The organism is Acinetobacter sp. YH01018 (assembly GCF_013420295.1).
In the GTDB taxonomy this organism is placed as follows: domain Bacteria; phylum Pseudomonadota; class Gammaproteobacteria; order Pseudomonadales; family Moraxellaceae; genus Acinetobacter.
In genome coordinates this window covers 40,903-63,293 of record NZ_VOYL01000007.1, presented here as the reverse complement: position 1 = coordinate 63,293, position 22,391 = coordinate 40,903, and the positions used below count along the sequence as shown (strand labels likewise).

General features: G+C 41.0%; 21 protein-coding genes. 2 read left to right on the top strand and 19 right to left on the bottom strand.

Features of this window, described 5'->3' with window-relative positions:
- Positions 1–8 precede the first annotated feature (8 nt).
- The 19 genes from FTT83_RS04330 to tviB (FTT83_RS04240) form a co-directional block, all read right to left on the bottom strand.
- Positions 9–881 carry a glycosyltransferase family 2 protein gene (locus FTT83_RS04330; RefSeq protein ID WP_180176268.1) on the bottom strand — a complete coding sequence of 291 codons (873 nt, stop codon included), beginning with the start codon at positions 879–881 and terminating at the stop codon, positions 9–11.
- A 9-nt stretch (positions 882–890) separates the two neighbouring features.
- Positions 891–1,988, bottom strand: a complete 1,098-nt coding sequence (locus FTT83_RS04325) for a glycosyltransferase family 4 protein (protein ID WP_180176269.1) — start codon at positions 1,986–1,988, stop codon at positions 891–893.
- A gap of 11 nt (positions 1,989–1,999) precedes the next feature.
- Positions 2,000–3,355 (bottom strand): O-antigen polysaccharide polymerase Wzy, encoded by a 1,356-nt coding sequence (gene wzy, locus FTT83_RS04320; RefSeq protein WP_180176270.1) that lies wholly within the window; start codon positions 3,353–3,355, stop codon positions 2,000–2,002.
- A 17-nt stretch (positions 3,356–3,372) separates the two neighbouring features.
- The gene (locus FTT83_RS04315) at positions 3,373–4,794 is read right to left on the bottom strand and encodes a lipopolysaccharide biosynthesis protein (protein ID WP_180176271.1); all 1,422 of its coding nucleotides are present in this window, start codon (positions 4,792–4,794) and stop codon (positions 3,373–3,375) included.
- A 21-nt stretch (positions 4,795–4,815) separates the two neighbouring features.
- Positions 4,816–5,856 (bottom strand): NAD-dependent epimerase/dehydratase family protein, encoded by a 1,041-nt coding sequence (locus FTT83_RS04310; RefSeq protein WP_180176299.1) that lies wholly within the window; start codon positions 5,854–5,856, stop codon positions 4,816–4,818.
- A 21-nt stretch (positions 5,857–5,877) separates the two neighbouring features.
- The gene (gene tviB, locus FTT83_RS04305) at positions 5,878–7,155 is read right to left on the bottom strand and encodes a Vi polysaccharide biosynthesis UDP-N-acetylglucosamine C-6 dehydrogenase TviB (protein WP_180176272.1); all 1,278 of its coding nucleotides are present in this window, start codon (positions 7,153–7,155) and stop codon (positions 5,878–5,880) included.
- A 224-nt stretch (positions 7,156–7,379) separates the two neighbouring features.
- Positions 7,380–9,227 carry a nucleoside-diphosphate sugar epimerase/dehydratase gene (locus tag FTT83_RS04300; RefSeq protein WP_180176273.1) on the bottom strand — a complete coding sequence of 616 codons (1,848 nt, stop codon included), beginning with the start codon at positions 9,225–9,227 and terminating at the stop codon, positions 7,380–7,382.
- 63 nt (positions 9,228–9,290) lie between these two features.
- Entirely contained in the window at positions 9,291–10,460 is a 1,170-nt protein-coding gene (locus FTT83_RS04295) for a DegT/DnrJ/EryC1/StrS aminotransferase family protein (protein WP_180176274.1), read from the bottom strand.
- 22 nt (positions 10,461–10,482) lie between these two features.
- Complete coding sequence (locus FTT83_RS04290) at positions 10,483–11,139, bottom strand: NeuD/PglB/VioB family sugar acetyltransferase (protein WP_180176275.1); 657 nt, start codon at positions 11,137–11,139, stop codon at positions 10,483–10,485.
- On the bottom strand, positions 11,132–11,740 hold the full coding sequence (locus FTT83_RS04285; protein ID WP_180176276.1) for a sugar transferase: 609 nt from the start codon (positions 11,738–11,740) through the stop codon (positions 11,132–11,134). Before FTT83_RS04285 ends, FTT83_RS04290 begins: the two co-directional genes overlap by 8 nt.
- A gap of 18 nt (positions 11,741–11,758) precedes the next feature.
- On the bottom strand, positions 11,759–12,301 hold the full coding sequence (locus tag FTT83_RS04280) for a serine O-acetyltransferase (RefSeq protein ID WP_180176277.1): 543 nt from the start codon (positions 12,299–12,301) through the stop codon (positions 11,759–11,761).
- A gap of 46 nt (positions 12,302–12,347) precedes the next feature.
- Positions 12,348–13,496, bottom strand: a complete 1,149-nt coding sequence (locus FTT83_RS04275; RefSeq protein ID WP_180176278.1) for a glycosyltransferase family 4 protein — start codon at positions 13,494–13,496, stop codon at positions 12,348–12,350.
- Entirely contained in the window at positions 13,493–14,593 is a 1,101-nt protein-coding gene (locus tag FTT83_RS04270) for a glycosyltransferase (RefSeq protein WP_180176279.1), read from the bottom strand. Before FTT83_RS04270 ends, FTT83_RS04275 begins: the two co-directional genes overlap by 4 nt.
- On the bottom strand, positions 14,590–15,708 hold the full coding sequence (locus tag FTT83_RS04265) for a glycosyltransferase (RefSeq protein ID WP_180176280.1): 1,119 nt from the start codon (positions 15,706–15,708) through the stop codon (positions 14,590–14,592). The genes FTT83_RS04270 and FTT83_RS04265 overlap by 4 nt, the downstream gene beginning before the upstream one ends.
- Before the next feature lie 24 nt (positions 15,709–15,732).
- A complete protein-coding gene (locus tag FTT83_RS04260; RefSeq protein WP_180176281.1) occupies positions 15,733–16,281 on the bottom strand; it encodes an acyltransferase in 549 nt (182 codons plus the stop codon).
- A 93-nt stretch (positions 16,282–16,374) separates the two neighbouring features.
- Entirely contained in the window at positions 16,375–16,962 is a 588-nt protein-coding gene (locus tag FTT83_RS04255) for a DapH/DapD/GlmU-related protein (protein WP_180176300.1), read from the bottom strand.
- Positions 16,962–18,134 carry a lipopolysaccharide biosynthesis protein gene (locus FTT83_RS04250; protein WP_180176282.1) on the bottom strand — a complete coding sequence of 391 codons (1,173 nt, stop codon included), beginning with the start codon at positions 18,132–18,134 and terminating at the stop codon, positions 16,962–16,964. Before FTT83_RS04250 ends, FTT83_RS04255 begins: the two co-directional genes overlap by 1 nt.
- Positions 18,131–19,156 (bottom strand): NAD-dependent epimerase/dehydratase family protein, encoded by a 1,026-nt coding sequence (locus FTT83_RS04245; protein ID WP_180176283.1) that lies wholly within the window; start codon positions 19,154–19,156, stop codon positions 18,131–18,133. The genes FTT83_RS04250 and FTT83_RS04245 overlap by 4 nt, the downstream gene beginning before the upstream one ends.
- Before the next feature lie 26 nt (positions 19,157–19,182).
- Complete coding sequence (gene tviB, locus FTT83_RS04240; protein WP_180176284.1) at positions 19,183–20,460, bottom strand: Vi polysaccharide biosynthesis UDP-N-acetylglucosamine C-6 dehydrogenase TviB; 1,278 nt, start codon at positions 20,458–20,460, stop codon at positions 19,183–19,185.
- 411 nt (positions 20,461–20,871) lie between these two features.
- On the opposite strand from tviB (FTT83_RS04240), the gene FTT83_RS04235 reads away from it, so the two are divergent.
- Together FTT83_RS04235 and FTT83_RS04230 are read left to right on the top strand one after the other, a co-directional pair.
- Positions 20,872–21,951 (top strand): polysaccharide biosynthesis/export family protein, encoded by a 1,080-nt coding sequence (locus tag FTT83_RS04235; RefSeq protein ID WP_218951829.1) that lies wholly within the window; start codon positions 20,872–20,874, stop codon positions 21,949–21,951.
- A complete protein-coding gene (locus FTT83_RS04230; protein WP_180176285.1) occupies positions 21,951–22,379 on the top strand; it encodes a low molecular weight protein-tyrosine-phosphatase in 429 nt (142 codons plus the stop codon). Before FTT83_RS04235 ends, FTT83_RS04230 begins: the two co-directional genes overlap by 1 nt.
- The last annotated feature ends 12 nt before the right edge of the window (positions 22,380–22,391 follow it).

The following is a 22,391-nucleotide window of genomic DNA, read 5'->3' as shown; positions in this document are numbered from 1 at the left end:
AAATTGATTTAAAGAACAAAATCCTTAAATTTATTATTACGAATAGTAAGATACTTTACATAAACTCGGCCAATTAAGTAAGGTAAAGCAACAAATAACCTTGCCAACATCTCTTTCAAAGGCGAAGATGGTAATTTAAAAACTTTAGAAAGCAAATAAAAGATTATGCCACGTATTTTTGCGACTTTAGGTAAATAAATTTTTTCTCTATTAGCAGAATAATAGTTCGCCCGATAATGAAGAACTTCCAATGTCCTTGTAAAGGTATTATTACCTCTAAGTCGAACCTTAACTAATGGCTCAGTAATTAATGCTATAGGGTATAATTTACTAATATCTTGCCAAAATTGGGTATCCTCACCAATACTTAAATTAGTTTGAAATTTTAATTCGGGGTGACTATCAAATATTTGTCGAGATACAATGACAGTAGGTGTCGCTATTTTCAATGAAATAAAAGATTTTATAAAAATGTCACCAAACTCATCTTTTATACCAACATCTGTTAATTTATTATGGCTTTCAGACCAATAATAATAATTGGTATGTGACCATAATGCACCAATAGAACTCATAAAATATATTTGCTTTTCCAACTTAGTTGGGAGCCATAGATCATCTGAATCCAAAAAAGCAATAAAAGCACCTGTAGCTTTTTGAATCCCTAGATTCCTAGCTGACGATGCACCTTGATTATCCTGTGAAAAATACAATATGTTGTCTTTAAACTTTTCTAAAAATTCACTTAGGTCTTCTTTAGAACCATCATTAACAACAATGATTTCAAAATTTTTATAAGTTTGATCTAATATACTTTGTACTGCATCACAAAGCCATTCTACCCCGCTATAAAAAGGAACAATAACACTTACTTTTTTCACAATACTAGCCTAGTGGAATTTATTAATTAAAGAGCTTAAATGCTGAGCATGATTTTTTCGTGAATATGCAATAATCGGCTTAACCGTATTAATGCCGTTTTTAGCATATTGCTGCATTACTGAATAATTATTAACAGCATAAATTACACCATCAGTAATACTTGTAATCGACTGCGGCTCAATCTCAAGACAATTATATCGATTAATCATAACACCAGAGATACCACCAACAAAAGTAGTTAAAATAGGAGTTCCAAAAATCATAGATTCATATAATGTACGAGGAAAGCCCTCATGGTATGTTGGAAGAACATACAAATTTGAGTTAGTGAAAAAAGATTTTATTGCCTGCTCATCAAAGATTGCTCCATGAAAATTTAAAGCTTGATCAATACCCAACTCTCTGCTTAATTTTTTTGCTGAGCACAACATAGAACCATCCCCAACAATATCAACCTCCAGCTCAAACTTATTCATCAATTCAGAAATAGCATATAAAAATTCCTCTATTCCTTTATCTTTTTCTATACGCGCCAGAAATAAAATCTTAATTTTTTCTCCCAAATAATTATTTCTATCATAAACAATATCACTTGGAGTTAAATTAATCATTGGCTTTATGGAAAATACATTTTTTTTTAAAGTTATTTCTTTTATATAGGTAGTAAAAAAATCTCCAACTGTAAATACCACATTGGATTTTTTGAAAATAAATTTTGACGTTTTTGTCTTAAGATCATTTTCCCCTCTTACATACAACCCATAAGGCTTATTCATCAGCCAACATAATATAGCAACATATTTAAATGCTGATGGATAAAATATATATATAAAATCATTTTTTAATACTTGTGGTATTACCATTAAATACAAGAAAAAGTAATTAATCAACTTATTATTTTTCCTAAAATACCCAACAACAGAAATTCCATTACCCATTATATCAAAAGAATGAATATTGTTCTTATCCTCCACAATCTGACCATACATTGTTATCTTGTTGCCTAAAGATTGCAACTCAGTTGCAAAACCTCCAGTTTTTGGTTCGCAACATAAATTATTACCCAAAGGGGTTAAAGAGGTATTATCAATTAAAAGAATTTTCATAAATCTAACCTTCAAAACTCTTTGCGCTTACTTACAAGCAACTTAAAATTAACTAACAAAACATAGATCACTAACGTCCAAACTATGAACTTTAATGGCATCAAAAAATCTGTTCTAGGATAATAAACGGCATAACCCAATAAAGTAAAATAAACAATATGATTCACTATATTATTCTTTTTATAGACACCAATTCTAAATTTCTCTACAATATAACCCAATATAATAAAAAGAATCACGCAACCAAATAAACCATATGCAATATATACACTTGAAATTAAATTCGTCCCTAACCCCCATGTTGGATCATTACCTAATCCTATCTGAGTAAATATTTCAGAAGGGGACGTTAGTTCAATCAATCCTGTTGATTCCACCAATCCTTGCAAAAATGGTACAACCCCCAATAAAGGCTTTAAAAAGGTACTTCCCCAATCAATACCATTAACATCAACATAATCCAAACCAACATACAGAGTCCAAGAGTTAATAACAAAATCTAATGTCATATTATAATAGCCATCAATATTAAACTCCAATGACTCCAACCCTCTAGAAATAATATTTCCTTCAGCACCACTAGTACCAGAAACCCTACCCTCTCCAATTAACCTCATTAACAATATACCAACTATACCAAGCGGAATTATTTTATATATTTTTATTTTTTTTATATAAATAGAGTACAAACCAGAAACAATTATCAACATACTAAGTGCTGGACCTCTATCACCAACAGATAAAAATAGCAAAACATATAACAACATTGAAAAATAATAAATTTTTTTATTTTTTTGATAATTATAGTCTCTAAAAAATATCAATGTTGCCAATGTATAACTACAAATCACTAAAGGCAATATATATAAAGATAATGTACTTTGTGCTGTAAAATCTCCTTTTAAGAAATTTGACCCTACAGTACCAATAAAACAAAAAAGCAAAAATATTGACAAAATAGTAACTGGTAAATGACTAAAATAACCACTACCAATATTAATAAAATTTGTACTTTTTTTTCTATATAAAATACTGGCACCAAGTATTAGACTAGAGCTAACTACTTGTGCTAAAGCCGTAGCCCGACATATTACATCATGATTAAACTTTTTACTAAAAATTGAAAAATACTCTGGATCAATAGGATACAAAAACAAAGGATAAAAGAAATTAATTAAAAAAAAGCTCAAAAAAAATAAACTATAAAAATTAACATACCCTCCCTTTCCTAAATAATAATTAAAACTAGCAACTTGAATAAAAAACAAAAATGAAATCAAAAAAATAAAAGGGTAGCTATAACCAGTTGGCGCAAATACATATAAAAAAACAGAGCCCACAAGAATAAATAAACTATTTATTAACATAAATCACCTTTACCAAACTAGACTCCACCCATATTCGTTCTAATTTTTTTCAAAACATTAAAAAAATCAAACAAACCAAAAACCTTGAGGATACAAAAATATATAAAAACATATAATATATAATATACTATTCCAAAATAACTAGAATCAAAAAAATCTAAAATATAATAAAAAATTAAACACATAAAACTTGTAATAATTAAACTTTTTATATAACCAAATTCCACCACCCCTCTAACAGAATTTGCATAATAACACACAAGAATCATTCCAAATATATTTGTTAAAATCAATCCATATATAAAAGTTAAAACATTAAAACTGTAAAAACCAACCAATATCGTTAACACTTGAAATATTTTCTTTATTATTTCTATTTTTAAAATCAAATCAGTCCTATTAAAAACTTTTAATATGTTTTTATAAAAAACTTCGACACAGTAAAAAAGTGCCCCAATTATTAAAAATTTTAAATAAATTGAAGCGATAAACCACTTTTCTCCAAGTATAAGACTAACAACTAGATCTGAATATAAAAATATAAAAGAAGAAACTAACGAAACAATTACAATATAATAACTCAGTATTAAGTCATAAAATATATTAAAAGAATTTTTATCATCCTGTCTTTTCGATAAAGCTGAGTAAAAAACTGATATAATGGAGCTTTGCAGTAAATTTACTGGAACATCATGCAATTGTTTTGCTTGTTGATAATAACCACTTACACTCATGGAAAAATATTTTCCAAAAATTAACTGATAAATACTATTAAATATTGCATTTATTGCTGCTGTTAAAGTTGTATTTATCCCAAATTCATAGAATTCTTTAAATGACTTTAATGAAAATTTATAAGTTCTTAAAGGCCCAACTACTAACCACATCAAAACAGTCAATATTATAGAGTTAATTACATACATCCATATAATTGAAACTTTACCAAAATTGTTAACTGCTAACACTACTGAAACAACAGACCCACATAAAACCGATATTATTTCCAGTATCGATTTTAACTTAAATTCCATCTCTTTAATCAATAAAGTCATTTGTATATTGCCCAACGCATTAAATACTAAAATCAATATTGAAAAAACTAACAAATCACTTAAGCTACTATCATTATAATATTGTGCTATAACACCGGAAAAGATATAGATAATTAAAGCTAAAAGACAAGACGTAAAAAAATTAAATATAAAAATTGTTGAAATATCTAAGTCACTAGCATTATTTTTTCGCACTAAAGCACCTGAAAGACCCGACTCCGTAACTATTATAGAAAATGTTATAAAAAACATAACTACAGCCACTTTACCAAAATCTTCAGGCTCTAGAATTCTAGCTAATATTATATTTGTGATTAATACAATAATAAGATAACCAAAACGCCCTACCACTGACCATATAGAATTCTTGAGAAGTGAGTTAGACATTTTATTACTCATTCTAAAAGCCTATTTTCTTAAACTTTTAGTTAAATCTCCAACATACCAACGCATGGCCAATTGAATGCCTTCGGCAATTTTAAACTCCGGCGCATAACCCAAATGTTGCTGAATTTTAGCAATGCTCGCTTGTGAATGACGTACATCACCTGCACGAAATTCACGGTACACAGGATCACGCTCAAAGTTCACATCATTTGTCGCAAGCGCCGCCTGAATGGCACGGTATAAATCATTCAAAGTCGTGCGATCACCTAGTGCAACATTATAAACCTGATTTTTTGCTTCATCGCTTTGCGTTGTCGCAGCTAAAATATTCGCTTGTACAACATTTTGAATAAAACAGAAATCTCGGCTGGTTTCACCGTCTCCGTTAATAAATACATCTTCACCCGCAATCATCGATGAAGTCCATTTCGGAATCACAGCGGCATAAGCACCTTTGGGATCTTGACGCTGACCAAAGACATTAAAGTAACGCAAACCAATCGTTTTAAAGCCATACGTTTTTGCAAATACGTCTGCGTATAGTTCATTGACGTACTTCGTCACTGCATATGGAGATAATGGCTTACCAATGTTTTCTTCTATTTTTGGCAATGCAGGATGATCACCATAAGTTGAACTGCTGGCGGCATAAGTGAAACTTGATACATTGGCATCGCGCGCAGCGACCATCATGTTCAAAAAACCAGTGATATTTGCACTGTTTGTCAAAATTGGATCGGCAATTGAACGCGGTACAGAACCTAAAGCTGCTTCATGCAGGACATAATCCACGCCTGCACAGGCTTTTTGGCAATCTTCTAATTTGCGAATATCACCTTCAATGAAACTAAATTTCGCCCATTGCTCAGCAGTCACCAAGCTTTGCACTTCATCGAGGTTGTGCTGATGACCTGTGGCAAAGTTATCTAGACCCACCACGGTTTGATCTAACTTTAATAAAGTCTCTAAAAGGTTTGAGCCAATAAAACCTGCAACACCAGTAATTAGCCAAGTTTTCGGCGCTTTCAGCAAATTCGCTTGAACAGTTTCATAAGTATTCATCATTCTTTTCCCTTGGCCTGTTTATAGACGAATATCTGATTCAGCTTGTGAAAGCACATATTTCAAGTCATACAGTACATGATCAGTTTTACCAAATGCACGGATGGCTTCAACACCCATTTCCTTAAACTGTTCATGCGCTACTGCTAAAATTACAGCATCATATTCACCTTGCCTTGGCGCTTGTACAGGCTGAATCCCATATTCATGCTCGGCTTCGGCACAATCTACCCATGGATCATAAACATCCACATTCACGTGATATTCTTTCAGTTCATTGACGATATCAATAATGCGGGTGTTACGGATATCGGGACAGTTTTCCTTAAAACTTAAGCCCAAAATCAGCACCTTGGCATCTTCCACCTGAATGCGTTTTTTCAGCATGCCTTTCACCAGCTGAGTCACCACATAGGCACCCATGCCATCATTCAGACGGCGGCCGGCCAAAATAATTTCAGGGTGATAACCAATCGCTTGTGCTTTATGGGTGAGATAATACGGATCCACCCCGATACAATGCCCACCGACCAGACCCGGACGGAACGGCAGAAAGTTCCATTTGGTTCCCGCAGCCTCAAGCACCGCTTCGGTATCAATCCCCATTTTGTTAAAGATTACCGCCAGTTCATTGATCAGGGCAATGTTGACATCTCGCTGGGTATTTTCAATGACTTTCGCTGCTTCGGCCACTTTAATGCTGGCTGCTTTATGGGTACCCGCTTCAATCACCAGGTTATAGACCTGGTCCACATAGTCCGCCACTTCAGCTGTTGAACCTGAAGTGATTTTTAAAATATTCGTGACACGGTGCAGTTTGTCTCCCGGATTAATCCGCTCCGGGCTATAACCGGCAAAGAAATCCTGATTGAATTTTAGACCGGATACTTGTTCCAGCTCAGGAATACAGACTTCTTCCGTTGCCCCCGGATACACGGTCGACTCATACACCACCACGTCGCCCTTTTTCAGAACCTTGCCAATACTCTGCGAGGCTTTAACCAAAGGGCTCAAGTCAGGCTGTTTATATTCATCAATCGGGGTCGGTACCGTCACAATAAAGAAGTTACAGCCAGACAGATCTTCAAGCTGTGAGGTGTAGCTTAAATGTGCGGATTGTTTTAATTCTTCGGGAGAAACTTCTAAAGTATGGTCCTGGCCACTCTTTAATTCATCAATCCGTTTCTGATGAATATCAAAGCCTACGACTGAAACTTTTTTACCAAACTCTACTGCCAACGGCAAACCAACATAACCTAGCCCAATAATTGCTATTTTTAGTTCAGAGAGCTGTAACATCCACTTAAGCCTATGTAATATATTATGTAATTAAAAGAGTTTAAAATCCCTACATAATATAGCAGATTTTTCAAATGAATAATTATAAAAATATTTATATGAATTAAATTTTAAAATTCAATAATTGTAAGCATCATTTTAGATTTTAAAAATTTAATTATCAGAACTCAGATGAAATTATTATTTATTTTAATAATTTAAAGCTTATAAATCTCATAAGCCAATTATCTACTAAAACCAGCGACATATTTATTTAATAATGTATATAGCGGTTTTGTTTCAGCATTTTCCCGACTCAACCTGTTCAGGTGATCGAAAACTGTTAAAATTTCTTGCCATGAATAATATTTTTCATAAGATTTTAATATTCGGGAATGCTCAGTTTTCTCAACACTTTCCTGATCAATCAACAATTCTTCATACAATTTCTCGCCCGGACGCAATCCGGTAAACTGAATTTCAATATCACCCAGGCCATTTTCATCAATAGGACGGAAACCGCTTAAACGAATCATCTGCTTGGCCAAATCGACAATTTTCACCGGTTCCCCCATGTCCAGTAAAAATACATCCCCGCCCGTACCCATGGCCCCTGCCTGAATCACCAGCTGTGCAGCCTCCGGAATGGTCATAAAGTAACGCGTCACTTCAGGATGGGTTACCGTGACCGGTCCGCCTTGGGCGATCTGTTTTTTAAACAAGGGAACTACTGAACCCGAAGAACCCAATACATTGCCAAAACGTACTATACTGATTTGTGTTTGCGGATTTGTTGCAGCCAGACCCTGACAGTACAGTTCCGCCATCCGTTTCGAAGCACCCATGACATTGGTCGGGCGCACCGCTTTATCGGTGGAAATTAAAACAAAGGTTTCCACCTTTTGGTTCACCGCAGCATCAACACTGCGTGCAGTACCAATCGAAGTGTTATAAATACCTTCAAACGGATTGGCTTCTACTAAGGGTACATGCTTGTAGGCTGCGGCATGATAGACCGTTTGTACCTGATACTCGGCAATAATACGTTCTAATTTGGCCTGATTGGTGACAGAACCCAGAACAGGAACAACCTGGATACCCAAATTTTGCAGCTCACGATCAATCGAATACAGCGCAAACTCTGACATTTCAAACAGAACCAATAGCTTGGGCTGATGTTTGACAATCTGACGGCACAGTTCCGAGCCAATCGAGCCGCCTGCCCCGGTCACCATCACCACCTTGTTTTTAATGTTTTTTTCTAGAAGTTCCGGCTTTGGCGGTACAGGGTCACGACCCAGCAAGTCAATAATATCCACCTCACGAATATCGGAAACCTGTACCTGCCCCCCGACCAGTTGGGTCACGCCCGGCAATTCCATGATTTTGACATCAGCCAGCTCAAAGAATTCAATCATCTCTTTTTTACGCGCCCGGCTGACCGAAGGCATGGCCAGCAAGATTTCTTCAATATGAAATTTGCCTAATTTACCCAAGGCTTTTTTCGGCGCATAAATTTTTAAACCGCTGAGTGACTGACCATGCAGCGAGGCTTTATCATCAATAAAACAAATCGGCAGATAATCATCCGATCGATGCAAGGCAGCCGCAATCTGTTGACCTGCAAGCCCGGCGCCATAAATGGCGACCCGCTTACGGTTCTGTTTTTTGGCAAAAGTGCGCAGCGTGGCATAACGAATCACCGCGCGGCTCCACCACATGTAAGAGAACAGCACAAAGCCGTACATGAGTGGAATACTCATGGGAATAAATGCCAGATTGAGTTTTTTTATGGCATATAAACCCACAATCTGGATAAAGGTCGCAATGGATAGACGCAGCAAATAGTCTTCGTTAAATGAACGCACAATGGCGCTATAAATACCCAATAAGGTAAAAACCAGAACACCAAAAACGCCGACATAGACATACCAGAAATCAAGCCCCTGCATGACTACAACGTTTGGCGTTGCCAAACGGATGGCATAGACCAGCCACATGATCACAGGCAAAACACAGATATCCATCACCACCAACACGATTTGTTTTTGGCGACGCGGCAAAGATGCTAAATATCGGATGATGTCTTTCACTAAGGGCTCTAAATCGGTAAAAGTCAGAAAACTGAATGGCGCATATTATACGCCCATTCCGCTTTAAATATCTGCCATCACCGTCTGAATTGCAGTTATGGTTTTTTGCATGCTCTGTTCAGACAAGGTTGGATGGACCAAGAACATCAGGCTGCTTTCACCCAAAGCTTGCGCATTGTGCAAACGCTGTTCAGGACGCCAAGGTGTATGCTCAAACGCCTTTTCCAGATACACTTCCGAACATGAACCGCTAAAACACGGCACACCCAAAGCATTGATTTCCGCCATGATGCGGTCTCGTGACCAGCCTTCAGGCAATGCATCGGTATTCACTTGCACATAACATTTATAAGCCGCATGCACATAGTCACTTGACGGTTGAGCAACGGTGAAATAAGGACTATTGGCAAATGCACTTTGAATTTTATGCATATTTTCAAGGCGTTTGGCTGTCCATTCTGGCATCTGTTTCAGCTGGAGTCGTCCGATTACCGCCTGCATTTCCATCATGCGCCAGTTGGTGCCAAAGGAGTCATGCAACCAGCGGAATCCTGGTGGATGCTGCTTGTTGTAGATACTGTCAAAGTTTTTGCCATGATCTTTATAGGACCACATTCTTTTCCAAAGTGCTTCATCGTTGGTGGTGACCATGCCACCTTCACCGCCGGTGGTCATGATCTTGTCCTGACAGAAGGACCATGCGCCAATATGACCGATGGAACCGGCAGATTTTCCTTTGTACATTGCACCATGCGCCTGGGCACAGTCTTCAATCACATAAAGGCCTTTTTCCTCGGCCAATTGCATGATCGGGTCCATATCGCACATCCAGCCGGCCAGATGCACGCAGATAATGGCTTTAGTATTTGGGGTAAGGACCGCTTCAATGCTACGGCGTGAAATGTTTTGTGAATCCAGTTCAACATCGGCAAAAACCGGATTGGCCCCAGCTGTCACAATTGAACTTGCCGAAGCCAAAAAGGTGCGTGAGGTGACAATAACATCATCACCCTGACCAATGCCCAGTGCTTTTAAAGCCAGATCCAGCGCTACGGTGCCATTCGCCACAGCCACGGCATAATCCGTTCCGGCAAATTGTGCAAATTCCTTTTCAAATTCACGACATTCCTGACCGGTCCAGTAATTCACTTTATTGGACAAAAGAACTTTTGAAACCGCATCTGCTTCTGCTTGCGTGAAACTTGGCCACGGCTCAAATGCACTGTTTAACATGGAATTTTCCTAGCTTTAAATTCTATTTGGATTCGACTATACGCGCTGGATTGCCCACCACGGTAACGCCAGCCGGCACACTTTTGGTCACCACGGCGCCCATACCGACAATCGCACCTCGACCGATAACCAAAGGTTGTTCAGGTGTGCCCTGCTTGATCATGGCACCAGCACCAATATAGGCATGGTCTTGAATATGAATATTGCCGTTGCATTTTACCCCTGGCGCAAAGGTAACGAAATCCCCAATCACGCAATCATGCTCGACATAGCTGTATAAATTGGCGTGGAAGCATTTTCCAATCTTGATATTCGAGGTAATAGTCACAAATGGACTCAGGGCTGCACCAGCTGCAATCTGAGCATCATCCATCAGCACCACATTATCTGCCATAACCGACCAGAGCTGAATATCATCCGCTTGCAGGCGATTGGCGATTTTTTCACGGACTTGGCTATTGGCAATGGCAATCAGCACATATTTTTGCGCAGCGGGTTCAGCCAGAAAGCTTGCATAGTTCATGGCACGATGAGCATTGACCGTTGTGATGGTGGTCTGTGCATCATCAATAAAGACAATTTCAGAACTGTCTTGTTCACGGGCCAACTGCTGCCGCGCCACAGGCATCAGGCTACGCCCACAGCCAGAAGCACCATATATGGCATAGAGTTTAGTCATTTTTCTGTTCCGGTGTGCCGGTAAATTTTGTCATGGTTGCCTCGCCTTCGGCGCTGATGTCATCCTTGGCAAGCACTTTTTTTACGGTTTTTAGCATAATTTTAAAGTCTAGCCAAAGCGACTGATTTTCTACATACCAGGTATCAAGCTTGAACTTTTCTTCCCAGCTGATGGCATTGCGCCCATTGACCTGTGCATGTCCGGTCATGCCGGGACGCACATTATGGCGTTTGGCTTGTTCGCTATTGTATAAAGGCAGATATTCCATCAATAATGGCCGTGGTCCAACTATACTCATCTCGCCTTTAATCACATTCCACAGTTCCGGCATTTCATCCAGACTGCTTGAACGAAGCATTTGACCAAATGGGGTGAGGCGCTCACTGTCAGGTAATGGATTTCCGTTTTCATCCACCGCATCTTTCATGCTGCGAAACTTGATCATTTCAAAGGGTTTGCCATGCAGTCCCGGACGCAGCTGACGGAACAGCACCGGCGAGCCTAAATTTTTACGTACCTTATAGGCCACAAAAAAATAGACTGGAGACAGCAGCAGCAAGGCCGTCGAAGCAATCATGACATCCAGAACACGCTTTAACATTTATTTCACCCGTTTGATCTATTCAAGATCGGTCCAACGTCTATTCACCAATCCACCAGGATTGTTCATATGCAACACTTTTGCATAATTGCCCGCAGCGGTGGCACCTTCTGGAATATCTTTGGTGACGATACTACCCGCCCCAATCGTTGCATTGGAGCCAATTTTAACCTGATTCACAATACAGACCTGAGGACCGATATAAACATTATCGCCGATTTCGGCAGCCTGACGCCCGCCATTCGCACCAATGGTGGTAAATTGCGATAAATTTACATTATTGCCAATGACGGTTGAAGGATTGACCACCAATGGCCCGCCATGACCGATATACAAGCCATAGCCAATCTTTGTGGTAATGTGAATATCAATGCCGTATTGCTTTTTCTTGTAATAATAAATGGGATAGGCAAATTTTGCCCACATGGATTTTGCGCTGGCGAGTCGCAACCAAACCGAAAAGTTAAAACCACGATTAAACAAATAGTTTTTTAAAAAGAGTTTAAAGCTGATCTTTCCGGTATAGCGATACAAGTCACTTTTAATGTATTTCACGATCATAAGACCATCTCTAAATTATTTATCCTGTCCACCTGGTTCATCCCGGTCATGGCTGAGAAATGATCTGCATTTCTGTCAACATATGCCGGTTCACTTGATGCACATCATATTTATTGAGTGCCATTTCACGGGAACGCTGTCCCATATAGGCAATCAGCTGGGGATCTTCAATAAAGTACTGCATGCTCTGCACCAGATCATCAACCGATTTAACCGCCACCAGATAGCCATTCACGCCATTGCTCACCGTTTCACGGCAGCCCGGAGCATCGGTGGTAATAATGGCACGACCGATTGCCATGGCTTCCAGCACGGTACGCGGCGTTCCTTCCCGGTAAGAAGGCAATACATAGACCGAACTTGCCGCGATGGCCGGACGTACATCACTCAGTTTACCCCAAAACTTGAGGGTATGATCCGCTACCCAGCGATCCAGCTCGGCTTGTGAAATTGCAGAAGGATTGTCATCAATCCAGCCGACCAGATGAAATTCCGTTTCAGGATATTGCGCTTTGACAATGCGTGCCGCTTCGGCATATTCACGCACGCCTTTATCACCGAGCAATCGGGCAATCAGCAAGAAAGAAGCTTTCACCTGCCCGTCTTCATTGAGCGGTAAAGGCATGAGCTCAAAATCCTGCACATTCACCCCTGAACCATTGACCACCACAGTCGGCTTGCTTGAATCAAGCAAATGCATCTGCTGGAACAGCTTTAAATCATCCGGATTCTGGAAAAACACTTTATGGGCATGTTTCAGTGCCTGGGCATACAAGCCATGCACCAGTTTTTGAAAAAAACTGCGTTTGCCCGATTCTATATTTTGAAAGGCATAACCCAGTCCGGTGATTAAGGCAAAACGCTGCGGCACCCGAGCCAGCCATGCCGCCAAAGTGCCATAAATCACCGGTTTAATGGTATAGCTCAGCACCATATCCGGCTGAATCTGGCGGATCATCTGATACAGGGTTTGCAGCAGCTTAAGATCGGCCAATGGATTGGTGCCTGCGCGCTGCATGGGGATGCCATGCACCTGATAGCCCAACTGCTGCAACTGCTTTAATTCATCGGGAAAATCCGTCAGGTCCGGTGCAAACACATGAATTTCATAACCCTGAGCATGAATCGCTTCCAACAGTTTACCCCTAAAGTTCAGGGCTGAAGGCAGATAGCTACAAATCATCAAAAACTTCATGCACCTTGTCTCCACATGTCCAGATACTGCTGACTCACGCTTTCAATACTAAAATGTTGTTCCACCCGTGCACGGCTGGCTTGTTTCAACTGTAATTTTTCCGCCTGGCTGGAATGGACATAATCCAAAATGGCATTGGCCAGTGCCTCCGGATCGCGTGGCGGCACAATGGCACCCAGCTCATCGACTATATATTTGGCATCGCCGACATCGGTACTGATACAGGGCAGACCGGATGCCATGGCTTCGACCAGCACATTGGGAAAGCCTTCGGTAATTGAGGTCATCAAAAAGGCATCCACCGACTGATAAAATGCCGGCATGTCAGAAACCTGATCGAGCAGATGCACTTTGTTTTTATCTAGCCCGAATTGTTCAAATAGGGCTTTGACTTCGGGATTCTCTAAGCTTGCCCCACTGCCGGCAATTTTAAAAATAATCGGCTGATCTTTCAGTTTTGCCAGAGTCGCAAATAAATACGGATAGCCTTTTGCCGTATGATAACGTCCGGCAAAACCAATGGTGATCGGTTGATGCAGTTCAGGATTGGGCTGAAATTTATCTAAAAACACGCCATTGGCAATCACCTGAGCATTGCTATTTTTCAGGCCAAAGTGTTGATGCTGTTGCAAGGATGAATGCGCGCAATAAATCACGCCTTGGGGCTGCGCAGCGAGAACTTTACTCATGACCAGGGCGACTTTGGTACTCAGCGATTCTTCTTTGGGAGAGGCCAGCGAATGATGAATACCCCAAAAAATCTCGGGTTTGGGGCTGAGACCGATGCAACTTAAACTGGTCAATACATTGGCATGGTACATCCAGCATTGCACCGTTTTTGGCGCAATGGACTTGAGCAAATGCCGTAGCTTAGCAATCGTCCCCAGCGTATTCAGTCCATTCCAACCCAATGCATAATAAGACTGGCACTGCGCCAGGGTTTCGGCATACACCTCCGATGTTTTCATCAGTGCGATAATCACATGCGCATACTGGTCCCGGGTCTGCTGAATCAGGCGTGCCAGCATCATCTCTGCCCCACCCACTCCGGCAAAGTTGGTAATCACATGCACCATGACTGGTTTCGGCTGATTCATGCGGAGGGCTCCATCAGCTGCAGATAACGCTGTTGCACGGTATGTTTATGGAATTGCAGACAATGTGCAGCCAGTTCAGTGTCATCATACGTGACATATTCACCGAAAATTGCCTGCTGCATTGCCGCAGTCATGCCCGCCTGATCATTACATTCCACCAGCAAGCCAAATTTAGCCTCCGCCAAAATTTCCTTTGGGCCGCTCGGGCAATTGGTACTCACCACTTTAATTTTTGAGGCCAAAGCCTGAATCAGCACCCCGGGCAAGCCTTCCCAGTTGGAACTCAAGACAAACAGCTCGGCATATTTAAAATAGGCATAGGGATTGGGATCGAAACCGGGCAGGTCGACCACATCGCTTAGGCTTAAGTCATGAACCAATTGCTCTAGTTCACCGCGTAATTCCCCTTCACCCAGAATAATCAAGCGGGTTTCCGGGTGCTGTTGATACAAGGCATGAAAAGAACGAATCAGGAAGCCGAAATTTTTCGCTTCGGTTAAACGCCCGACTGCCAGAATGACTTTATGTTCTGGCTGGAAGAAACGATGCTGAACGGGCACTTGCAGTTTTTTAGCATAGGTCTCGTCAATCACAGGGTTATAAATGGTGACTAAATTGTTCTTGGAATAATCATAATATTCACGAAAATCCTCCAGCACGCCATTGGACACACAGACCACCTGACTGGCAGCTGGATAGGTCATTTTGACCAGGGTTTTCAGCAGCCACTTTGCCATGCCCTGCAATTTCAAATTTTTTGAAGGGGTGGAAACCTCGCGCAAAATCAACCGGACCTGACTTTTGGCTAAACGTCTGGCCAAGGCAGCAATAATATTTGTATGGGTCTGGGTCGCCACCAGCACATCATACTCCACCGCCTGCAACAGTTTTTTCAGTGGGAAAATGGCATTGGCAACACGGCCACAGTTTAAATCGATCAATTGAATCTGCGGATCAACCTCGGGCAGGAGTTTACCTTTTACCCCACTGATGTCACAGACCACCACATCCACTTTGCGTCCCTGCTGGACCAGGTTGTTGGCCAATTGAATCACGGTACGTTCTGCCCCACCACCCCCTAAGCTCGGCAAAAAAAACATGATTTTATTGAGCATAACAATACCTAAAAATGGAAGAAATTAATCGGTGCTTTTAGAAGCTTGCAGAGCCATTGCACGTTGCACACGCTGCTGATAATCATGGATACCGGCCAGTTCTGAATCGCTGGCACAGCTGGCTTGAATCTTGACCGCATAGTCCGCAAAACTTGAAACCACCTTGGCGGGCACACCTATCGCCACACTGTTATCCGGAATATCTTTGGTCACCACCGAACCGGCCCCAATGACGACATTGGAACCAATCTTCACCCCCGGCATAACAATCGTATTGACCCCGATAAACACATGCGAACCGACCTGAATCGGGGCAAAGCGTTGATAGCGTTTGCCATGCTGGTCTTTGACCAGACAGGTACTGCCATCATGAGTGATAAATTTCACCCCGGAAGTTACGGTAACATGATCGCCAATAGCAATCAGAAAGGGTTCCGAGCCCCAGCTTTTAATATAAATGCGACAATGTTCACCTACGCTGACCCCTTTTTTCCGCGCATAAGCCACACTGCCTTTGGCCATAAAATAGACCAGGTCAAAGAGTGTATTGAAGACGGATTTTATCAATGCCATGCGCATGACCTTTAGAGCAGCAAAACAAAAAATGCGAGAAGTGGGCTATTTTACGCCTAAATTGGCTTCAGGCATATAATTGCATTGCCAGGCTTATTTGATTTTTCTGGCAGGAATGCCGACATATATTCCCGGCTCGGCAAGCGTTTTGGAAACCAGACTGCACGCTCCAATTACACTGTTGTCCGGAATCTTCACGCCATCCAGAACCGTCACCCGGGCACCCAGCCAGATATTTTCACCCAGGCTGACCCCCTGCTTGGTAATCTGGTCTTTCACCAAGATATCCGGATCATCAAATTTATGGTTACTGGCAATAATGATACTTTGCGTGCCAATACGGGTATTGTCGCCAATGCCGACTCCACCACAGCCATTGATAAATGACTTGGAATTGATGCTGACATCCTGACCAATACTGATATTGCCACCAAAACATTTGATATAACAACTTTCACCAATAAAGCTGTTGTCGGCAATGCTGAGCGTTGCGCCTGGTTCCACAATCAGGCTGACCTGATCGCCGATATAGACATTTTTACCCATACGCACCTGACCTGCAATTTCAAGCGTAGTGCCTTTGCCAAAATATTTAAACCGGGTAGCAAAGGCCTGATTATAAAGCACCTTGCGGCATTGTGCAGTGAACCAGTTCATGAGTTTTAAAGCTTTAAAAAACATCACTTTTTGCTACTCCACACAGAGAATAAAATGGCAAAGTTATAAAAAATCAAGGCAACCGGCACGGCAAGCAGCATATAGACTTTATCTTCTACCAGTAGATACAGGCCGAAAAATAAAACGAATTTAATCAATAACTCAATAATCTGCAATCTAAACAGCACATGACTATTGCGCTGCGCAATCAGGAAGGCCGAACTGGGCGGATTACAGAAAATTGCCCAATAGCCCAAGGCCAAAATCTGAAAATAGGTGGAAATACCCACCCAGTCTTTGCCAAACACCCATAAATACAGGGATTCTGGCAGCACAAAGAATGCAGCAAACAAGGGTAAAGATAGCAGACTAAGCAGCACACTGCTTTTTAAGGCTTCCTGGCTATTTTCCAGAGTTTTAAATTTCCGAATAAAGAACTGACGAATGGTTTGCGACATTAAATTGATCGGCACACGCAAGGTCCGCTCTACAATGGCATAAAAGCCCATCGCCTGAACACCGACAAAATGCGAGACCACATAATAAGGCAAGTTATGCGAAAAACTGTTCAGCAAAGCATGTGGCGTATTGGAATAAATAAAATCTTTATAGTGCCTAAATGCCTGCCAACTGACCTGATAGAGCTGATTTCTTACAATATACATCAATATAAACAGTAGCATCAGCACCGAACTGACACTGTAACTGTTGACTAGACTGATGCTCATCAAGAAGGGCAAACCCAGCTGCACCAGCACCACAATCAGGCTACGCAAAATATTCAGTCCGGCACAGAAATATTCGGCATGCGCGGCAAATTTATAGTTATAGATACTTTGAATCAGGGTATTGGCCAACACACCGCTACAAATGGCAACCACCACAGCCGCATTAAAAATAAAACTTAAGATGATGGCACTGACCGCTACAATAGCTGTGGAGAACATCGCTCCTTCAAAGATCAGGCTTTTTTTGTCCTGCTCTTCCGCGACCAGTAAGGCTTGATCGAGACGCAAATTGGCAATGGTCGATAAAACGCTGACCACAGCCAATGCAATGCCATATTCACCAAAATCCTGAACCGAATAAAGGCGCGTTAAAAAAGGAAGTGCGATAAATGTAATTATCGCACCTACCAATAAACTCGACGTGATTAAGCCAATCGACTGATATTTGGCGAAAATACGCGCAATCATGTCAGATTTTTAACGTACCAGCGCATGGCCAGCTGAATACCGGCATCGATTCGAAACTCAGGTGCATAACCCAAGGCTTGTTCAATTTTGGCAATGCTGGCTTGGGAGTGACGCACATCTCCGGCACGGAAGTCATGGTACACCGCATCTTTAGTGTAATTTACGCCATTTTCCGTAAGTGCTGCTTGAATTGCACGATACAAATCATTCAAGGTGGTACGGTCACCCACTGCGACGTTATAGACCTGATTTTTTGCTGCATCATCTTGTGTGGTCGCTGCCAAAATGTTGGCTTGAACCGTGTTATCGATAAAGCAGAAATCCCGGCTGGTTTCGCCATCACCATTGATAAACACATCATCACCAGCAATCATGGCTGCGGTCCATTTCGGAATCACTGCCGCATAGGCCCCATTCGGATCCTGACGCTGGCCAAACACATTAAAGTAGCGTAAACCAATCGCTTTAAAACCATAAGTTTTAGCAAAAACATCAGCATAGAGTTCATTGACATACTTAGTCACGGCATAAGGCGACAAAGGCTTGCCAATGTTTTCTTCCACTTTCGGCAATGCCGGATGGTCACCATAGGTTGAGCTGCTGGCTGCATAGGTAAAGCTGGAGACTTTGGCATCACGCGCCGCAGTCAGCATGTTCAGGAAACCGCTGATATTGGTTTCATTGGTGGTGATCGGGTCAGCAATCGAACGTGGCACTGAACCAAGCGCTGCTTCATGCAAGACATAATCCACACCAGCACAGGCTTTTTGACAGTCTTCAATTTTGCGGATATCCCCTTCATAAAAGGTGAATTTTGCCCACTGCGCTGCACTGACCAATGACTGCACTTCATCTAAGTTATGCTGATGACCGGTAGCAAAGTTATCCAGACCGACAACGGTCTGATCAAGTTTTAGGAGTGTTTCTAGCAGATTAGAGCCAATAAAACCGGCAACCCCCGTGACCAGCCACGTTTTCGGTGCTTGCTTTAACTGTTCACAAACCAGCTGATATTGACTCATGACGATACTTCCTAACACTTTTTAAATTACAAACGAAGATCAGATTCAGACTGAGCAAGTACATATTTCAAATCATATAAAACATGTTCCGCTTTGCCCAGGGCACGAATTTTCTCTACGCCCATCTCTTTAAACTGATGATGTGCCACCGCCAAAATGATGGCATCATAGCTGTAGTCTATTAATGTCGAAACAGGATCAATCCCATATTCATGCTCGGCCTCGGCACGATCTACCCATGGGTCATAAACATCTACATTCACGTGATATTCTTTCAATTCATTGACGATGTCGATGATGCGGGTATTACGGATATCGGGACAGTTTTCTTTAAAACTTAAGCCTAAAATCAACACCTTGGCATCTTCCACTTGAATGCGTTTTTTCAGCATGCCTTTCACCAGCTGAGTCACCACATAAGCGCCCATGCCATCATTCAAACGGCGGCCAGCCAAGATAATTTCAGGGTGATAACCAATCGCTTGCGCTTTATGGGTGAGATAGTACGGATCAACCCCGATACAGTGACCACCAACCAGACCCGGACGGAACGGCAGGAAGTTCCATTTCGTGCCTGCAGCCTCAAGCACCGCTTCGGTATCAATCCCCATTTTATTGAAGATCAAGGCCAGCTCATTAATCAGCGCAATATTGACATCACGCTGGGTATTTTCAATCACCTTTGCCGCTTCAGCAACTTTAATGCTAGACGCTTTATGAGTTCCGGCTTCAATAATCAGGTTATAAACCTGATCGACAAAATCGGCGACTTCTAGAGTAGAACCTGAAGTGATTTTGAGAATATTGGTCACGCGGTGCAATTTGTCACCCGGATTAATGCGCTCTGGGCTATAACCAGCAAAGAAATCCTGATTAAATTTTAGACCGGATACTTTTTCCAGTTCAGGAATGCACACCTCTTCAGTGGCTCCCGGATACACTGTCGACTCATAAACAACAATATCGCCTTTTTTCAGCACTTTACCAATACTTTGTGAGGCTTTGACCAGTGGCGTCAGATCCGGCTGTTTATATTCATCAATCGGGGTCGGCACCGTCACAATAAAGAAGTTGCAGTCGTTTAGATCTTCTAAATTTGCAGTATAGGTTAAATGAGTAGATTGTTTTAATTCTTCAGGCGAGACCTCTAAGGTATGGTCTTGACCGTGTTTTAATTCATCAATACGCTTTTGATGAATATCAAAACCAACAACAGGGACTTGTTTTCCAAACTCTACAGCTAAGGGTAAACCGACATAACCTAGCCCAATAATTGCTATTTTCAGTTCAGAGAGTTGTAACATATAGAAGCCTATGCGATCGATGAATTCTTGATCATCGTGACGTTGTAAATAGCATTATAATATAACAGAAATTGTAGTAATTTTAATTGTAAAATATTGTCTTTATGGGAGCGATCATTCAAACGGACAATTTATGTGAATCTTAAAATGAGGACTTATAAACGCGAAAAATATCATGCAATAAATAAATTTTATTTTCCCACAATTCCTTATTTAATGATAACCAAGTAGTATTTCCTCTCCTATACCTAACATCTTACGATTCAACAACATCTTAGACTAGGTAACAAAACATTAATGGTATAAAATAATAGAGTTCAAATTTATTTTTGGACGAATTAGACCTATATATTTAATTTAAAATTATTTTTATAAACAGGATTTCGAGTGAGTTATTACCGTTATAGCGTTATGTTTGCACTGAGTTTAGGAATGACTGGTTGTGCTATTACATCAGGTCTTCAAACTTATGACTTACCAAGCGAAGGAGTTTATCAAACGGATTTGGGCACTCAAGTCAATGTAATCAAACTCACCCAAGAATCGTTGTTTGCCGTGCAGCCTGCTGAAATCAATATTCGTCAGGATTATGCCCATTTATTTAATACTTCCCATAAAAATTATAAATTGAGTCCTGGAGATATTCTTTCTATTTATCTTTGGGCCTATCCTGAAATTACCCCGCCTACAAGTTCAATAAGTAGTGAACAGTCTGCTCAGGCTAATGGTTATCAAATTGACCAAAGTGGTTATATTCAATTTCCCATGATTGGTCGTTATAAAGCAGCAGGAAAATCATTAACACAGGTTAATCAGGAATTACGCAACCAGCTGTCTCGTTATTTAAAAACACCGGATGTGATTGCTCGCATCTTGTCCTATCAAGGCAAGCGCTTTTCTGTACAAGGCAATGTGATGAAAGGTGGACAATTTGCGCTCAGTGATCAACCTATCAGTGTATATACCGCTTTGGGCATGGCAGGTGGAGTGAATTCCCAGCAAGGCGATAACACATCTATTACCCTGGTCAGACAAGGTCGCACCTATCAGCTCAATAGTATTGAACTGGAAAAAGCCGGACTGTCCTTACATAACCTGCTGATCCAACCCAATGACACTTTATATGTCAATTCACGTGAAAACCAAAAAATTTATGTGATGGGTGAATCGGGTAAAAACCAATCCCTGCCAATGCGTGATCAGGGCATGAGTTTAAGTGATGTTTTAGGTGAAAGTTTAGGTTTAAATCCGCTGTCTGCGAGCCGAAGTAAAATTTATGTCGTCCGTAGCGATGCTATGAATCCATTGACTGAAGTATATCAACTGGATTTAACCAGTATTGCCGATTTTGGTTTAGCCAACAAGTTCAAAATGCGCAGCAATGATATTGTCTATGTCGATGCTTCCGGCCTGGCGCGTTGGCAACGTGTCGTGAACCAAATTATTCCATTCTCGAATGCACTTTATAATTTGGATCGCCTGGGGCAATAATGCAAATTCAGAACATTCTTGTAGTTTGTGTAGGCAATATCTGTCGTAGCCCGATGGCTGAATATTTCTTAAAACAGCAGTATCCGCAACTGCATATTGAGTCTGCAGGTATTGCCGCTTTAGTCGGCCATAACGCAGACCCCAAAGCGACACTTTGTATGCAGCATCTAGGTATTGATATAAGTGCTCATATTGCAAAAAAACTGGATGCAAAGCAAATCAAGCAAGCAGACTTGGTTTTAGTGATGAGTCAAAATCAGCAAAAGCATATAGAGCAGACCTGGCCTTTTGCGAAAGGAAAAACTTTCCGCTTAGGGCATTGGCAAGGCAGAAACGTTCCTGACCCTTACCAGCATGAGCAATTGGTCTTTGATGAAACCTGTCAGTTAATACGGGATTGTATTAGCGACTGGACACAACATATTTAACTTTTTGATAGC

Bases quoted from the DNA above. Each gene is read 5' to 3' on its own strand.
- FTT83_RS04325 (WP_180176269.1), bottom strand. From the start codon at position 1,988: ATGAAAATTCTTTTAATTGATAATACCTCTTTAACCCCTTTGGGTAAT.
- wzy (WP_180176270.1), bottom strand. From the start codon at position 3,355: ATGTTAATAAATAGTTTATTTATTCTTGTGGGCTCTGTTTTTTTATAT.
- FTT83_RS04315 (WP_180176271.1), bottom strand. From the start codon at position 4,794: ATGTCTAACTCACTTCTCAAGAATTCTATATGGTCAGTGGTAGGGCGT.
- FTT83_RS04310 (WP_180176299.1), bottom strand. From the start codon at position 5,856: ATGAATACTTATGAAACTGTTCAAGCGAATTTGCTGAAAGCGCCGAAA.
- tviB (WP_180176272.1), bottom strand. From the start codon at position 7,155: ATGTTACAGCTCTCTGAACTAAAAATAGCAATTATTGGGCTAGGTTAT.
- FTT83_RS04295 (WP_180176274.1), bottom strand. From the start codon at position 10,460: ATGTTAAACAGTGCATTTGAGCCGTGGCCAAGTTTCACGCAAGCAGAA.
- FTT83_RS04290 (WP_180176275.1), bottom strand. From the start codon at position 11,139: ATGACTAAACTCTATGCCATATATGGTGCTTCTGGCTGTGGGCGTAGC.
- FTT83_RS04285 (WP_180176276.1), bottom strand. From the start codon at position 11,740: ATGTTAAAGCGTGTTCTGGATGTCATGATTGCTTCGACGGCCTTGCTG.
- FTT83_RS04280 (WP_180176277.1), bottom strand. From the start codon at position 12,301: ATGATCGTGAAATACATTAAAAGTGACTTGTATCGCTATACCGGAAAG.
- FTT83_RS04275 (WP_180176278.1), bottom strand. From the start codon at position 13,496: ATGAAGTTTTTGATGATTTGTAGCTATCTGCCTTCAGCCCTGAACTTT.
- FTT83_RS04270 (WP_180176279.1), bottom strand. From the start codon at position 14,593: ATGAATCAGCCGAAACCAGTCATGGTGCATGTGATTACCAACTTTGCC.
- FTT83_RS04265 (WP_180176280.1), bottom strand. From the start codon at position 15,708: ATGCTCAATAAAATCATGTTTTTTTTGCCGAGCTTAGGGGGTGGTGGG.
- FTT83_RS04260 (WP_180176281.1), bottom strand. From the start codon at position 16,281: ATGGCATTGATAAAATCCGTCTTCAATACACTCTTTGACCTGGTCTAT.
- FTT83_RS04255 (WP_180176300.1), bottom strand. From the start codon at position 16,962: ATGTTTTTTAAAGCTTTAAAACTCATGAACTGGTTCACTGCACAATGC.
- FTT83_RS04250 (WP_180176282.1), bottom strand. From the start codon at position 18,134: ATGATTGCGCGTATTTTCGCCAAATATCAGTCGATTGGCTTAATCACG.
- FTT83_RS04245 (WP_180176283.1), bottom strand. From the start codon at position 19,156: ATGAGTCAATATCAGCTGGTTTGTGAACAGTTAAAGCAAGCACCGAAA.
- tviB (WP_180176284.1), bottom strand. From the start codon at position 20,460: ATGTTACAACTCTCTGAACTGAAAATAGCAATTATTGGGCTAGGTTAT.
- FTT83_RS04235 (WP_218951829.1), top strand. From the start codon at position 20,872: ATGTTTGCACTGAGTTTAGGAATGACTGGTTGTGCTATTACATCAGGT.
- FTT83_RS04230 (WP_180176285.1), top strand. From the start codon at position 21,951: ATGCAAATTCAGAACATTCTTGTAGTTTGTGTAGGCAATATCTGTCGT.